The sequence below is a fragment of the Kitasatospora phosalacinea genome (assembly GCF_000716545.1).
Lineage (GTDB): Bacteria > Actinomycetota > Actinomycetes > Streptomycetales > Streptomycetaceae > Kitasatospora > Kitasatospora phosalacinea.
Genome location: NZ_JNWZ01000016.1, coordinates 1 through 14,510, shown reverse-complemented (window position 1 = coordinate 14,510; position 14,510 = coordinate 1). Strand labels below are relative to the sequence as shown.

Below are 14,510 nucleotides of genomic sequence, written 5' to 3'. Positions count from 1 at the left end.
GGGTCGTACGCGGTTCCCGCCCGCCTGGCCGGGTCCGGTTCAGCCCTTGATGGCGCCGGTGAGGACGCCGGTGCGGAAGTGCTTCTGCATGAACGGGTAGACCAGCAGCAGCGGCACCAGGGTGAGGACCACGACGGCCATCTGGAGGGTGAGCGGCGCGGTCTGCGCGTTGGCGGCGCCGAAGCCGGAGTTGACCGATCCGGGCAGGCCGTTGCCGCGGTTGACGTAGGTCAGCAGCACGTACTGCAGTGGCCACTTCTCGGCCGAGGTCGGCATGTAGAGCATCACGTTGAAGAAGGAGTTCCAGTAGCCGACCGCGTAGAACAGCGCGATCACCGCGGTGACGGCCCGCGAGGTGGGCAGCACCACGGACCACAGGATCCGCCAGTCGCCGGCGCCGTCGATCCGGGCGGCGTCGATCAGGTCGGCGGAGGTGGTGGAGTAGAACGAGCGCAGCACCAGGATGTTGAACACCGACACGGCGCTGGGCAGGATCAGCGACCACCACTGGTCGTAGCCGCCGAGGCCGGTGACGACCAGGAAGGTCGGGATCAGGCCGCCGCTGACGAACATGGTGACGATCAGCAGGGTCAGGATCGGGCGGTGCGCGAAGGACTCCGAGCGGGACAGTCCGTAGGCGGCCATCACCGAGACCACCATGGAGACGACGGTGCCGACGACGGTGATGGCGAAGCTGACCATCAGCGCGGTGCGGACGGTACCGTCGCCGAGCATCTGCCGGTAGGCGTCGAAGGTGACGCCGTCGGGCCAGATCACCAGCCCGCCGGCCCGGTTGACGGCGCCGGGGGTGGAGACGCTGGTCAGTCCGATGATCCAGAGCGGCACGGCGACGGCGGCGATCACGCCGGCCAGGGTGATGCCCTTGGCGCCCTGGCCGATGACGGTGGGCGGCTCCTCCCAGGGGGCCCGCCCGGCCCGGGCGCGGGGGCGGCCGGTCCGGGCCGGGCGGGGCGCGGGGGCGGCGGGCGCCGGCTGGGCGGCGCCCTCGCGGACGGTGGTGGGTGTCTGGCTCATCTGCGGTACAACCCGTCCTCGCCGAAGGCGTGCGCCAGCTTGTTGGCGCCCCAGATCAGCAGCAGCGAGATGACGCTCTTGAAGAGGCCGGCCGCGGCGCCGAAGCTGTAGTTGCCGGTGGCGATGCCGTAGTAGAAGGAGAAGGTGTCGAGCACGTCGGCCGATTCGTGGCCGACCGCCTCGCGCTGGATCAGGAACTGCTCGAAGCCCACGGTCAGCGCGTTGCCCAGGCGCAGCACCAGCATCAGCACGATCACGCCGCGCAGCCCGGGCAGGGTGATGTGCCACATCCGGCGCCAGCGCCCGGCGCCGTCGGCCGCGGCCGCCTCGTACAGCTCGGTGCTGATCGCGGCCAGCGCGGCGAGGAAGACGATGATGCCCCAGCCCGCCTCCTTCCAGATCGCCTGCGAGGTGACCAGGAGCGCGAAGGTGTGCGGGTTGGTGGTGATGTCCCAGGGCGCCATGTCGTTCTGCCGCAGGAAGTGGTTGAGGATCCCGGCGCCGCCGAGCATCTGCTGGAAGATCGTGATGGCCAGCACCCAGGAGAAGAAGTGCGGCAGGTAGACCACGGACTGGATGAAGTTGCGCAGCCGTTCGCTGAGCACCGTGTTGAGCAGCAGGGCCAGCGCGATCGGAACGGGGAAGAACAGCACCAGCTGGACCAGGCTGAGCCAGAGGGTGTTCTTCAGCGCCCCCCAGAACAGCGGGTCGTGGAACAGCTGCTGGAACTGCGCGAGGCCGGCCCATTCGCTGTCGCGCACGCCGACCAGCGGGTCGTAGTACTGGAACGCGGTGACCAGGCCGAACAGCGGCGCGTAGTTGAAGACCAGCAGCAGGACCACGGCGGGGACGGTCATCAGCAGCAGCGTCCGGTCGCGCCGCAGCCTCGTCCGCCAGTTGAGCCGGACGGTGCCGTTCCTGCCGGTGGTCCTCCGGCCGGCGGCGTCCTCGCCGGTGGTGCTCTTGCCCCGCTCCGATCGCGCCGTGCTCACTGACCCGTTCCGTACTTGCTCAGGACGTTGTCGGTCATCCACTGCTTGAGGCGGTCACCGCCGTTGGACTTCCAGGTGGAGATGGCCGCCTGGACGTCGGACACCTTCTTCTTGCCGTGGTAGCAGTCCTTGACGGTGTCCTCGACGGCCTGCGCGGTGTCGACGGTCGCGATGTTCTGCGGCATCGAGATGTTCATGTTCCAGAACAGCGGCTTGTAGAGGTACTTGACGTTGGCGGCCTGGAAGGCGGCGATGTCCTTGGTGACCTGGTCGGCGCCGGGGTTGGAGATCACCGAGGAGGCGGTGGCCAGGAAGGGGTAGGTCTGCGCCTGGACGTCCTTCTTGCCCTCGTCGTTGGCGGTGGGCACGCCGTTGACCCGGGTGTAGTGGGTGCCCTCGACGCCGAAGTTGACCATCGTGTACTCGGCGCTGCCGTACGGCGCGGCCAGGTAGTTGGCGACGGCGAGCAGTTCCTCGATCTGCTCGGGCTTCAGCTTCGCGTTGAGGTAGCTCATCATGTTGGTGGAGGAGCCCATGAACAGCGAGGGCGTGGCGCCGGCCTTCGCGGTGAGGAAGTCGAACGAGCCGCGGCGGAAGCCGGGGGTGGCGGCGGTGCCGGACAGGTGGTCGGCGAGGTTCCAGACGCCGGGGCCGCCGCCCTGGATCAGGGTCTTGCCGGCGTAGAAGCGGGTGTTGGCGTCGGCGTTGTTGCCGGCGATGGCGTCGGGGTGCAGGTAGCCGGCGGTGGCGAGCTTGTAGTGCCAGTCGAGGGCTTCCAGGAACTCCGGCATCTCGTACTTGTGGACCAGCTTGCCGTCGGCGAGCTTCCACTTGTTGGGGAGGCCGAAGAACGGGAAGAGGTAGGTCCACACGTCGTCGAAGGCCCAGGTGCCGGACTTCTCGTCGGTGAGCTCCTTGCCCAGGTTCATCAGGTCGTCGAGGGTCTTGACCTGGTCCGCGGTGATGCCCCTGGCCTCCAGGAGGTCACGGCGGTAGAAGGTGGTGCCGGCGATGGAGAAGCCGGTGGAGAAGGAGGGGATGCCGTAGAGCTTGTCGCCCCAGATGCCGGCCTGCCAGGCACCGGTGGGGATGGCGGCCAGGTTCGGGTACTTCTTGATGTTGTCGCCGGCCAGGTGGGGGGTGAGGTCGGCGAACTGGCTGGCGGCGAGCTCGCCGACGTTGAAGTTCGAGTTCCACCAGGTGGGGAGCTGGATCCAGTCCGGCAGCTTCTTGGCCGCGGTCATGGTGGGGATGATGGTGTTGTAGTTGTTGCCGTCGGCCGGCTTCATCTCCATCGTGATGCCGAGGGCCTTGTTCATCGCGGCGTAGAAGGAGTTGTCCGCGGGCGGGACGGTGCCCCAGAGCGGGGTGACGGCGGTGTAGCTGCCGCCCTTGCCCGGCACACCGGTGACGGTGGCGACCGGGTTGGCCGGGTAGGTCAGGAAGGCCGGGTCGGTCATCGCGCCGTCCGGGCCGGGGACCGAGGGGATGTCCGCGGCCACTGAGGTACTGGCGGCGAAGGCCGGCAGGGCCGACTTGACGCCCTCGGCGGAGTTCGCGCCGGTCTTGTGCTTCGAGCCGCCGCCCCCGCAGGCGGCCAGCAGGGGGGTCATCACCGCTGCTCCGGCGACGGAGACGGCAGCGGTGACGAAGGATCTGCGGTTCAGCTCGGTTCTCATGGTGGGGAGGCCCTTCCGCGGCGCCCTGCACTGGGCGCTGTCGAAGCGCTTGACTGTCGAAGCGCTTGATGTTGCGGCGACACTAACGGCGTGTTTCCGGTTAGACAAGTGCCCGGACAAATTCATTTTCCGCGTTGCTACTGGGAGTTGACAGGGGTGATGCTTCGTGTCAGCGTCGATTCGCTTCGACGACCGACCGCACCGCACGATCACCCTGGGGTGAGCCTGTTGAGTTCCCCGTCCCCGTCCGCCGCCGCGACCCCGGCCGAGCGGTACCCGTTCCACGACTCCGCGCTTCCGCTGGACAAGCGCGTCGATGACCTGCTCTCCAGGCTCTCCCCCGCCGAGCGCCTCTCGATGCTCCACCAGTACGCCCCCGCCGTGCCCCGCCTGGGCATCGGCGCCTTCCGCACCGGCGCGGAGGCCCTGCACGGCGTCTCCTGGCTGGGCGTGGCCACCGCGTTCCCGCAGGCCGTCGGCCTCGGCGCCAGCTGGGACGAGGAGTTGGTCCGCGAGGTCGCCGAGGCGGTCTCGACCGAGCTGCGGGCCTTCCACCACCACCGCCCGGCGGCCATCGCGCCCGACCGGGGCCCCAACAGCCTGCAGGCCTGGGCGCCGGTGCTGAACCTGCTGCGCGACCCGCGCTGGGGCCGCAACGAGGAGGGCTACTCCGAGGACCCGGTGCACACCGCCCGCCTCGGCGAGGCGTTCTGCCGCGGCCTGGCCGGCGACCACCCGACCTACCTGCGGGCCGCCCCGGTGCTCAAGCACTTCCTCGCCTACAACAACGAGGACGACCGCTGCACCACCTCCTCCGGGGTGCGCCCGCGCGTCCTGCACGAGTACGACCTGGCCGCCTTCAAGCCCGCGATCGCCTCCGGCGCCGCGACCGGCGTGATGGCCGCGTACAACCTGGTCAACGGCCGTCCCTGCCACGTCTCCCCGCTGCTGGAGGCCGAACTGCGCCGCTGGGCCGAGCCGACCGGCCGCGAGCTGTTCGTGGTCTCCGACGCCGAGGCCCCCTCCAACCTGGTCGACCCCGAGCACTACTTCGACGACCACGCCGAGGGCCACGCCGCCGCGCTGAAGGCCGGCATCGACTCCTTCACCGACCACGGCGAGGACAGCGAGACCGTCATCGGCCGGCTCCGCGAAGCCCTGGAGCGCGGTCTGATCGACCAGGAGGACGTCGACCTGGCGGTCCGCCGACAGTTCGAACTCCGCTTCCGGATGGGCGAGTTCGATCCCGAGCTGGACCCGTACGCGAAGATCGGCGCCGAGGTCGTCGACAGCGCCCCGCACCGGGCGCTGGCCCGCCGGGCCGCCGCCGAGTCGACCGTCCTGCTGAAGAACACCGGCCTGCTGCCGCTCACCGACCCGACGAAGAAGATCGCCGTGATCGGCCCGCACGGCGACGCCCTGTTCGAGGACTGGTACTCCGGCACGCTGCCCTACGCGGTCACCGTCGCCGACGGCCTGCGCGCCCGACTCGTTCCCGCCGGCGGCGAGTTGGCCGTCCACGAGGGCCTCGACCGGATTCTGCTGCGGGCCGCGACCAGCGGCGAGCCGCTGAACGGCACCGCCTTCGACCTCGGCGACTGGGGCCTGGGCGTGCTCACCCTGCGCGCCGTCGACAGCGGCGGGTTCCTCTCCGTCAAGGAGGACGGTTCGCTGGTCGCCGACCAGGCCGTGATCAAGAGCTGGGACGTGCACGAGACCTTCCGCCTGGTCGAGGCCGACGGCGGGGCGCTGCTGCTGCAGTCCGTGCTCACCGGCAGGTACGCGGCCGCCGGCGCCGACGGCGCCGTCAAGGTCACCGCCGAGGACGCCGCCGGCGCCGAGCGCTTCACCCGCGAACTGCTGCGCGACGGACGGGCGGAGGCCGTCGCCGCGGCCGCCGACGCCGACCTCGCCGTGGTGGTGCTCGGCAACCACCCGCTGATCCACGGCCGCGAGACGCTGGACCGCCAGGGCCTGGCCCTGCCGCCCGCCCAGGAGGAGCTGCTCAAGGCGGTCGCCGCCGTCCGCCCGGAGACCGCGCTGATCGTGATGAGCAGCTACCCGTACGCGGTGGACTGGGCCGACGAGCACCTGCCCGCCGTCCTGTGGACCTCGCACGGCGGCCAGGAGACCGGCCACGCCCTCGCCGACGTCCTGTTCGGCGACGCCGACCCCGCCGGCCGCCTCCCGCAGACCTGGTACCGGGGCGACGACGAGCTGCCGCACCCGCTCGACTACGACATCATCCAGGCCGGTTGGACCTACCAGTACCACCAGGCCCCGGCGCGCTACCCGTTCGGCCACGGCCTGTCCTACGGCACCTTCCGGTACGGCGGGTTGGAGGTCGAGGAGGGCGTCCTCGGCCAGGACGGCACGGTGCGGGCCGCGCTGACGGTCAGCAACACCGGCACCCGCGGCGGCACCGAGGTGGTGCAGCTGTACGTGCGCCCGCTGGAGGCCCGCTACCAGGCGCCGCGCCGCCGGCTGGCCGACTTCCGGAAGGTCACCCTGGCGCCCGGCCAGAGCCGCCGCCTGGTCTTCGACCTCCCGGTCGCCGCGCACCTGGCCCACTGGGACGTCGCCACCGGCACGTTCACCGTCGACCCGGGCAGCTACCAACTGCTCGCCGCCGCCTCCGCGGAGGACGTCCGCGCCACCGCGCAGGTCACCGTCGAGGGCCCGGCCCCCGCGCCCCGCGCCGTCCTCGGCCGGCGCACCGGTGCGGCCGACTTCGACGCGCACCGGGGCATCGCCCTGGTCGACGCCACCCGGACGGACGGCGACGCGGTCACCCCCGCCGGGTCGGATGCCGAACTCGTCTTCTCCACGGTCGAGTTGACGGGATCGAGGGAGGTCTCGGCGGAGGTCGCGCTGGACGGCGCGCTGGACGGCCCGGACGCCGCCGAGCTGGAGTTCTCGGTGGACGGGCGGGTGCTCGCCACCCTCGCCGTCCCGCCGACCGGCGGCCGCTACGCCTGGACGACCGTCACCGCCGCGCTGGACGGTGCGCCGCACGGCGTGCACGACCTGCGGGTCGCCCTGCGCGGGCCGGTCCGGCTCGCCGCCTTCACCGTCGCCTGACCGCGCCGGTGAGCCGACCGCCCCGGGAGCGCGACCCGCTTCCGCCCCCGGGGCCGGGCGGGGCCGCGCCCACGCGCACCTGACAGCCGTGGGCGCGGCCCCGCCGCACCCCGCCTTCCTGCCCTCCCGCTTGGAGATCCCCCGATGAAGTTCACCGACGGCTACTGGCTGATGCGCCCGGGCGTGACCAACCGCTACGCCGCCGAGGTGGCCGATGTCCGCACCGAGTCGGACCGGTTCACCCTCTGGGCGCCGCTGCGCCGGGTCACCAACCGGGCCGACACGCTCAACTCCCCGCTGCTGACGGTGGATTGCCACTCCCCCGCCGAGGGCGTGATCGCCGTCCGGTTCACCCACCACGCCGGATCGGTGCGCCCCGGCGGCGGCTTCGAACTGGTCGGCCGCACCGACGGCGCGGGCAAGGTGGTCCGGGACGGCTCGGTGGTCGAACTCCGTTCCGGCGCACTGACGTTGCGGGTGGACACCGAGGGCCCGTGGCGGGCCGACTTCCTCGCCGACGGCAAGCCGGTCACCTCACTCGGCGAGCGCGGCCTCGGCTTCGCCGTCGACGCCGAGGGCAGGCACCACATGGTGGCCCAACTGGCGCTCGGCGTCGGCGAGTCGGTGTACGGCCTGGGCGAGCGGTTCACCCCGTTCGTCAAGAACGGCCAGACGGTGGACATCTGGCAGGCCGACGGCGGCACCAGCAGCGAACAGGCGTACAAGAACGTCCCGTTCCACCTGAGCAGCCGGGGCTACGGCGTGCTGGTCAACCACCCCGGGCGGGTCTCGTACGAGGTCGCCTCCGAGGCCGTCGGGCAGGTGCAGTTCAGCGTCGAGGACCAGTCGATGGAGTTCCTGGTCTTCCAGGGGCCCACCCCCAAGGAGGTGCTGGCCCGCTACACCGGCCTGCTCGGCCGTCCCGCGCTGCCGCCCGCGTGGTCGCTGGGCCTGTGGTTGTCCACCTCGTTCACCACCGACTACGACGAGGCGACGGTCACCCGGTTCACCCGGGGCATGGCCGAGCGCGGCATCCCGCTGAGCGTCTTCCACTTCGACTGCTTCTGGATGCGCGGCTACCACTGGAGCGACTTCGTCTGGGACCCGGACACCTTCCCGGACCCGGCGGGCATGCTGGCCCGGCTGAAGGAGCAGGGCCTCAAGCTCTGCGTCTGGATCAACCCGTACCTGGCGCAGCGCTCCGAGCTGTTCGAGGAGGGCATGCGCCGGGGTTACCTGGTGCGCCGCACCGACGGCACGGTCTGGCAGTGGGACCTGTGGCAGCCCGGCATGGCGCTGGTGGACTTCACCAACCCGGAGGCGACCGCCTGGTTCACCGAGCGGCTGCGCCGGCTGCTGCACCAGGGCGTGGACTGCTTCAAGACCGACTTCGGCGAGCGGATCCCCACCGACGTGGTGTGGCACGACGGCAGCGACCCGGAGCAGATGCACAACCTGTACACCCAGCGGTACAACGAGGCCGTCTTCGAACTGCTGCGCGAGGAGCGCGGCGAGGGCGAGGCGGTCCTGTTCGCCCGGTCGGCGACGGCGGGCGGGCAGCAGTTCCCGGTGCACTGGGGCGGCGACTGCGAGTCGACGTTCACCGCGATGGCGGAGTCGCTGCGCGGCGGCCTGTCGCTGGGCCTGTCCGGGTTCGGGTTCTGGAGCCACGACATCGGCGGCTTCGAGGGCACCCCGACCGAGGCGCTGTTCAAGCGCTGGGTGCAGTTCGGCCTGCTGTCCTCGCACAGCCGCCTGCACGGCTCCAAGTCGTACCGGGTGCCGTGGGACTACGGCGAGGAGGCGGTCGAGGTCACCCGCGCCTTCACCCGGCTCAAGCACCGCCTCGCCCCCTACCTCCAGCGCACCGCCCAGCAGGCCCACCTGCACGGCACGCCGGTGATGCGGGCGATGCTGCTGGAGTTCCCCGACGACCCGGCGGTGGCGGCGCTGGACCGGCAGTACGTGCTGGGCGACGACCTACTGGTGGCACCGGTGTTCACCGAGGACGGCACGGTCGAGTACTACGTGCCCGAGGGCGTCTGGACGAACGTGCTGACCGGCGACGAGGTCACCGGCCCGCGCTGGGTCCGCGAACGGCACGGCTTCGACACCCTGCCGCTGCTGGCCCGCCCGGACTCGGTGCTCCCGCTGGCCGCCGACGACTCCCGCCCGGTCTCCGACTGGGCCGACGGCGTCACCCTGCTGGTGCACTCCTTCGCCGACGGCGCCGTGCGCGAGGTGGCCGTCCCGGAGGCTTCCGGCACCGGCACGGCGGCCCTCTTCACGGTGCGCCGCGAGGGCGACCGGCTGCTGGTCTCCACCGACAGCACCAAGCCCTGGAACCTCCGGCGCGCGGGCCGCGAGCACGCCTTCCCCGCCGGCACCACCGAGGTCGAACTCCCGCTGGACTGACGGCGGTCCACCCTTCCCCGGGGGCGGGGCCGCGCCCCCGGGGAGCTCCCCGTCCGGCCCCCGCGACCGTCCGGCCGCGGATCGGCGATGCTGGTACGCATGCGCGCCGCCCGCCTGATCCGCATGGCCCTCCTGCTCCAGTCCACCCCCGGCCTCACCGCCGCCGAACTGGCCCGGGAGCTGGAGGTCTCCGAACGGACCGTCATCCGCGACGTCCAGGCGCTCCAGGAGGCCGGGGTGCCGGTCCGCTCGGAACGCGGCCGGGCCGGCGGCTACCGGCTCGCTCCCGGCCACCGCACCCGCCTCACCACGCTGCACCCCACCGAGGCCGAGACCCTCTACCTCTCCGGCCTGCCCTCCGCGCTGCGCGACCTCGGGCTCTCCGACGCGGCCGACACCGCCCGGCTGAAGCTGTCCGCCACCCTGCTGCCCTCCCTGCGGGCGGCCGCCGAGTCCTCGGCCCGGCGCTTCCACTTGGACGCCCCGGCCTGGTTCCGCGAGCCGTCCACCCCGGAGCTGCTGCCGGAGCTGGCCCGCGCCCTCTGGGCGGACCGCGCGGTCGAGTTCGCCTACGCCCGCCCCGGCCGCGAGCCCGGAGCCGCCCGCCGGGTGGAGCCGTACGGGCTGGTCCTGAAGGCGGGCGTCTGGTACCTGGTGAGCCGGGTCCCCGACGCGGCGGGCAGCACCTTCCGCACCCACCGCGCCGACCGGATCACCGCGCTGCGCACGCTCCCCGAGGAGCCGTTCGACCGCGACCCGTCCTTCGACCTGGCGTCGTACTGGCAGGAGCACAGCGCCCGGTTCGCCCGCTCCCTGCTGCGCGCCGCCGTCACGGTGCGACTCACCCCGGAGGGCGCGCGCCGCCTGCCCGAGGTGACCGACCGGGGCGCGGCCGGACGGGCGCTGGCCGCCGCGCCGCCCCCGGACCCGGACGGCCGGGTCACCCTCGAACTGGCCGTGGAGTCCGAGGAGATCGCGTTCGTCGAACTGGGCTCGCTCGGCACGGAGGCCGAGGTGCTGGCCCCGCCCGCGCTCCGCGCCCGCTTCGCCCGGCGCGCCCGGGGCCTCGCCGCGCTCTACGCCGACGCGGAGCCGGGCGCCGGGCCGGGCACGGAACCGGGCGGGGCCCCCGGCGGGGGCCCCGCCGGGTCTCAGCGGTAGTCGTCCGCCGAGACCGGAGCGCCCTGCTCGCCCTGCGCCGCCAGCGCGTCGAAGTACGCCCAGGCGTCCGGCCTGCTGCCGTCCGCGTCCGTGACGCCGTAGACCCGGGCGAGTTCGGCGCTGGAGGTCGACTTCCGGTTCCACCGCTCGGCCCGCCGCGGGTCGGCGGCCAGCGCGGCCACCCCGCGCGCCAGGTACTGCGGCGATTCCGCGATCGCGAAGGTCGGCTCGACGGCGGTGACGTCCCGCCAGTTCTCCTCCGCCGCACCGAAGTGCGCGAGCATCTGCTCGGAGCGCAGGAAGCCCGGCGTGACGCACACCGCCGTCCCGCCGTACTCCGCCAACTCCTCCCCCAGCCCGAAGGCCATCCGGATCGGCGCGTTCTTCGCCAGGTCGTAGTAGAGGTTCTCCCGGTACCGGCGGTTGTAGGCCGCCGTGCCGTCGGTGACCTCCACCAGCAGCGGCCCGTCCGACCGCACCAGGAGCGGCAGGCCGAGCGCCGCCGTGATCACGTGCGAGCGCACGCCCAGCTCCAGGACCCGCAGCCCGTCGGCGAGCGGCGTCTCCCAGCTCCTCTTCCCGAAGATCGACCCGGCCATCAGGTGCTCGCCACCCCACAGGTCGTTGACCAGGACGTCGAGGTGCCCGTGCTCCTCCTCGATCCGCCCGAACAGCGCCCGCACCCGCTCCTCGTCCAGGTGGTCGGTGGGCACCGCGATCCCGACCCCGCCGGCCGCCGTCACCAGCTCGCCGGTCTCCTCGATCGTCTCGCTCGCCCGGCCCACCTCGCTCACCCGCTCGCGCGTCGTCCGCCCGGTCACATAGACCGTCGCCCCCGCCCGGCCCAGCTCCACCGCCATCGCCCGGCCCGCGCCCCGGGTCGCGCCCGCGACCAGGGCGATCCGACCCGCCAGCGGGAGGGCGGGGAGGCTGTCGCGGAGCCGGTCACCGGCGTCGTTCATGTTCTCCATGCCTTCCACGATGCACGCCAAAGGTGACAGAACCCGTCACCTTTCATTCCTTCACCGTTCGATCACACCCGCGCCGACCGCGGGCCGCGATCCCTTCCCGCTGCGGATCTCCGCGCACGTGCACCTGTGCGGGCACGACTCGACGCGCACCGCGGGAGCCGACTCCCACCTGCTGCGCCGCCCGGCCGGGAACCTGATGATGGTCGACACCCCGCGCTTCAGCCCCGCGCCGGCCGCCGGGTACGCCGTGCTCGGCCCGGTCACCGACGTCCTGCTCACCCACCGCGACCACGCCGCGCACGGCCGCGCGCACGCCGACGAGTTGGCGCCCTGCTGTGGATCCACGAAGGGGGACTCGGACGCCGCGCCGGACGCCGACCGGGTCATCCGGGGCACCGAACCGGTCGGGGTCGCCGAGGGCGTGCACGCGCACCCGCTGCCCGGTCACACCGAGGGCAGCGTGCCGTACCTCGCCGACGGCACCCACTGCTTCAGCGGCGACAGCTTCTGCTGGTCCCGCGGCACCGGGGGCCTCGGCGTCGCCGAGTTCACCCGCCGCCTGCACGACCTGGCCGACCGCACCGCCCGGCTCCGCCCCCGGACGCGCCCCGCGTGCCGCACCACCGAGGCGGCGAACAGCGGCGTCCCCCGTCCGACGGTCCGCCGAGGGCCTCTCCCGGGAAATGGTTGTACGCCGTAGAAGAACTCCTCTACGCTGTAGAACGAGCGGCTGTCCGGCCGTCCCGCCCCGATCCAGGAGCCCCCTTGTCTCAAGACTCCGTCCACACGCCCCCCGCACCGGACCCGCGGCGGTGGGTCATCCTGGCCGTGGTCTGCCTGGCCACCCTGGTGGTGCTGCTCGACAACACCGTGCTCAACGTGGCCATCCCCTCCCTGACCGAGGACTTGGGCGCGGGCACGGCCGACATCCAGTGGATGATCAACGCCTACTCGCTGGTCCAGTCCGGCCTGCTGCTGACGGCCGGCAGCCTGTCCGACCGGTACGGGCGCAAGCGCGCGCTGACGATCGGCCTGGCGCTGTTCGGCCTCGGGTCGGCGGCGGCGGCCCTGGCCCAGTCCTCCGGGCAGCTGATCGCCGCCCGGGCCGGCATGGGCGTCGGCGGCGCGCTGCTGATGACCACCACGCTGGCGGTGGTGATGCAGGTGTTCCAGGGCGCGGAGGTGCCCAAGGCGATCGGCGTCTGGGGCGCCGTCAGCTCGCTGGGCTTCGCGGGCGGCCCGCTGCTCGGCGGCGTGCTGCTGGCGCACTTCTGGTGGGGCGCGATCTTCCTGATCAACGTCCCGGTGGCGCTGATCGGCCTGGTCGCGGTCGCCCGCCTGCTCCCCGAGACCAAGGACCCCCCGGGCCGCCGGCCGGACGTACCGGGCGCGGCGCTCTCCACCGTCGGCATGGTCGGCCTGGTGTACGCGATCATCTCCGGCCCGGTGCACGGCTGGGGCTCCGGCCCGGTGCTGGTGTCGGCCGCGGTCGGCCTGGCCGCGCTGGCGGCCTTCGTCGCCTGGGAGGCGCGCACCCCCACCCCGATGCTGGACCTGGCCTTCTTCCGGAACCGGCGCTTCAACGGCGCGGTGGCGGGCGGCGTCCTGGTCGCCTTCGGCATGGCCGGTTCGCTGTTCCTGCTCACCCAGTACCTGCAACTGGTGCTCGGCTACCGGCCGTTGGAGGCGGGCCTGCGGATGTCGCCGCTGGCCCTGGTGATCGTGCTGCTCAACCTGTCGGGCGTCGGCGCCCGGCTGCTGCCGAGGATCGGCTTCGCGGGGGCCGTCGCGATCGGCATGGGGCTGCTGGCCGGCGGCCTGGCGCTGGTCGCAGCGCTGGGCTCGGGGCACGGGTACCCGGGGCTGCTGGCCGGCCTGCTGCTGATGGGCTGCGGCATCGCGGTGGCCAACCCGGCGATGGCGGCGGCCGTGATGGGCGCGATCCCGCCGGAGCGGGCCGGCGCCGGCGCGGGCGTGCAGGGCACCGTCACCGAGTTCGGCGGCGGCCTGGGCGTGGCGGTGCTCGGCGCGGTGCTCGGCTCCCGGTTCGCCGCGGGCCTGCCGGGCTCCGTCCCGGCCTCGGCCGCGAAGTCGCTGCCGGAGGCGCTGGCCGCCGCGCCGGACGGCGCCGCGCGCGGCGCCGTCCGGGACGCCTTCGCCCACGGGCTGACGTCCAGCCAGCTGATCGGCGCGGCCGCCGTCCTGCTCGGCGGGCTGCTCTCCGCCGCCCTGCTGCACCGGGCCGACCGCCCGGCCGCCCCGTCCCCCGCCGACACCGCCCCGGAGCCCGTCCCCACCTCCCGCTGACCGCCTCCCCCGCCCCCTTCGGGCCCGCGCACGCCGCGCGGGCCCGAACCCGTACGGTGGTGGCACCCCGTCGAAGCGAAGGAGCAGCGTGGCCAGCAAGCGAGCCTCGCAGGTCAAGAAGAGCGTGTGGCTCACCCCCGGCCCGGTCCGCGGCCGCCGTTCCCCGCGGGCGGGCGAGGGCGGCGCGGGCAGCCTGGACCGCGAGGTGATCGTCGCCGCGGCGGTCCGGCTGCTGGACGAGCTGGGCGAGGCGAAGTTCTCGATGCGCGCGCTGGCCGCCCGGCTCGACGTCACCCCGATGTCGCTGTACTGGTACGTCGCCGACAAGGACGACCTGCTGGAGCTGGCGCTGGACGTGGTGGCCGGCGAAATGGTGCTCCCCGAGGCGGGCGACGGCACCGACTGGGAGTCCGGCCTGCGCGCCCTCGCCGTGACGTGGCGCGCCGCGATGCTGGCCCACCCCTGGGCGATCCGGATCTACGGCGACTACCTGAACATCGGCCCGAACTCGGTCCGCTACTCCGCCCGCGCCCTGGAGATCGCCCGCGCCTCCCCGCTCTCCGGGACCGACGCGATGGCGGCCCTCTCGGCGATCTTCCAGTACACCTACGGCTTCACCGCCACCGAGGTGAACTGGGCCGAGAAGGCCGGCCAGGCCGGCGGCACCACGGACGAGCTGATCGAGGAGATCACCGAGGCCGTCCGCGACCTCCCCGGCGTCACCGACTCCGGCGTCCTCCTGGAACGCCCCCGCGAACCCGACCACCTGATCCGCGAACGCGACTTCCACCGCGCCCTCGACTGGCTCCTGATCGGCATGCGCTCCGGCCTGCGCTGAGTCCTCCACCCCGCCCCGCCCCGCCCCGCCC

Annotated in this window: 10 protein-coding genes; 6 read left to right on the top strand and 4 right to left on the bottom strand. The window is 73.1% G+C overall.

All coding sequences use genetic code 11. From position 1 onward, the window contains the following. Positions 1-39: 39 nt before the first annotated feature. The 3 genes from OO48_RS10475 to OO48_RS10465 are packed head-to-tail and all read right to left on the bottom strand — an operon-like array spanning position 40 to position 3,706. A complete protein-coding gene (locus tag OO48_RS10475) occupies positions 40-1,035 on the bottom strand; it encodes a carbohydrate ABC transporter permease (protein WP_033214526.1) in 996 nt (331 codons plus the stop codon). After that, a complete protein-coding gene (locus OO48_RS10470; RefSeq protein ID WP_245194584.1) occupies positions 1,032-2,027 on the bottom strand; it encodes an ABC transporter permease in 996 nt (331 codons plus the stop codon). Before OO48_RS10470 ends, OO48_RS10475 begins: the two co-directional genes overlap by 4 nt. Continuing rightward, positions 2,024-3,706, bottom strand: a complete 1,683-nt coding sequence (locus OO48_RS10465) for a type 2 periplasmic-binding domain-containing protein (protein ID WP_063830655.1) — start codon at positions 3,704-3,706, stop codon at positions 2,024-2,026. The genes OO48_RS10470 and OO48_RS10465 overlap by 4 nt, the downstream gene beginning before the upstream one ends. A 228-nt stretch (positions 3,707-3,934) precedes the next feature. On the opposite strand from OO48_RS10465, the gene OO48_RS10455 reads away from it, so the two are divergent. The 3 genes from OO48_RS10455 (at position 3,935) to OO48_RS10445 (ending at position 10,363) form a co-directional block, all read left to right on the top strand. Further along, on the top strand, positions 3,935-6,787 hold the full coding sequence (locus OO48_RS10455) for a glycoside hydrolase family 3 protein (RefSeq protein WP_033214622.1): 2,853 nt from the start codon (positions 3,935-3,937) through the stop codon (positions 6,785-6,787). 144 nt (positions 6,788-6,931) lie between these two features. Beyond that, the gene (gene yicI / locus OO48_RS10450; protein WP_033214519.1) at positions 6,932-9,202 is read left to right on the top strand and encodes an alpha-xylosidase; all 2,271 of its coding nucleotides are present in this window, start codon (positions 6,932-6,934) and stop codon (positions 9,200-9,202) included. Positions 9,203-9,301: 99 nt separating this feature from the next. Further along, positions 9,302-10,363 carry a helix-turn-helix transcriptional regulator gene (locus OO48_RS10445; RefSeq protein WP_033214621.1) on the top strand — a complete coding sequence of 354 codons (1,062 nt, stop codon included), beginning with the start codon at positions 9,302-9,304 and terminating at the stop codon, positions 10,361-10,363. Here OO48_RS10445 and OO48_RS10440 read toward each other — a convergent pair. Further along, complete coding sequence (locus OO48_RS10440; RefSeq protein WP_033214517.1) at positions 10,354-11,334, bottom strand: SDR family oxidoreductase; 981 nt, start codon at positions 11,332-11,334, stop codon at positions 10,354-10,356. The two genes, OO48_RS10445 and OO48_RS10440, sit on opposite strands and share 10 nt — an antisense overlap. 118 nt (positions 11,335-11,452) lie before the next feature. On the opposite strand from OO48_RS10440, the gene OO48_RS10435 reads away from it, so the two are divergent. From OO48_RS10435 to OO48_RS10425, 3 genes are all read left to right on the top strand, one after another. Next, positions 11,453-12,034, top strand: a complete 582-nt coding sequence (locus OO48_RS10435; RefSeq protein ID WP_051731975.1) for an MBL fold metallo-hydrolase — start codon at positions 11,453-11,455, stop codon at positions 12,032-12,034. 65 nt (positions 12,035-12,099) lie between these two features. Beyond that, the gene (locus OO48_RS10430; RefSeq protein ID WP_033214513.1) at positions 12,100-13,641 is read left to right on the top strand and encodes an MFS transporter; all 1,542 of its coding nucleotides are present in this window, start codon (positions 12,100-12,102) and stop codon (positions 13,639-13,641) included. Positions 13,642-13,729: 88 nt separating this feature from the next. Continuing rightward, complete coding sequence (locus tag OO48_RS10425; RefSeq protein WP_033214511.1) at positions 13,730-14,479, top strand: TetR/AcrR family transcriptional regulator; 750 nt, start codon at positions 13,730-13,732, stop codon at positions 14,477-14,479. The last annotated feature ends 31 nt before the right edge of the window (positions 14,480-14,510 follow it).

Bases quoted from the DNA above. Each gene is read 5' to 3' on its own strand.
- OO48_RS10475 (WP_033214526.1), bottom strand. From the start codon at position 1,035: ATGAGCCAGACACCCACCACCGTCCGCGAGGGCGCCGCCCAGCCGGCG.
- OO48_RS10465 (WP_063830655.1), bottom strand. From the start codon at position 3,706: ATGAGAACCGAGCTGAACCGCAGATCCTTCGTCACCGCTGCCGTCTCC.
- yicI (WP_033214519.1), top strand. From the start codon at position 6,932: ATGAAGTTCACCGACGGCTACTGGCTGATGCGCCCGGGCGTGACCAAC.
- OO48_RS10445 (WP_033214621.1), top strand. From the start codon at position 9,302: ATGCGCGCCGCCCGCCTGATCCGCATGGCCCTCCTGCTCCAGTCCACC.
- OO48_RS10440 (WP_033214517.1), bottom strand. From the start codon at position 11,334: ATGGAGAACATGAACGACGCCGGTGACCGGCTCCGCGACAGCCTCCCC.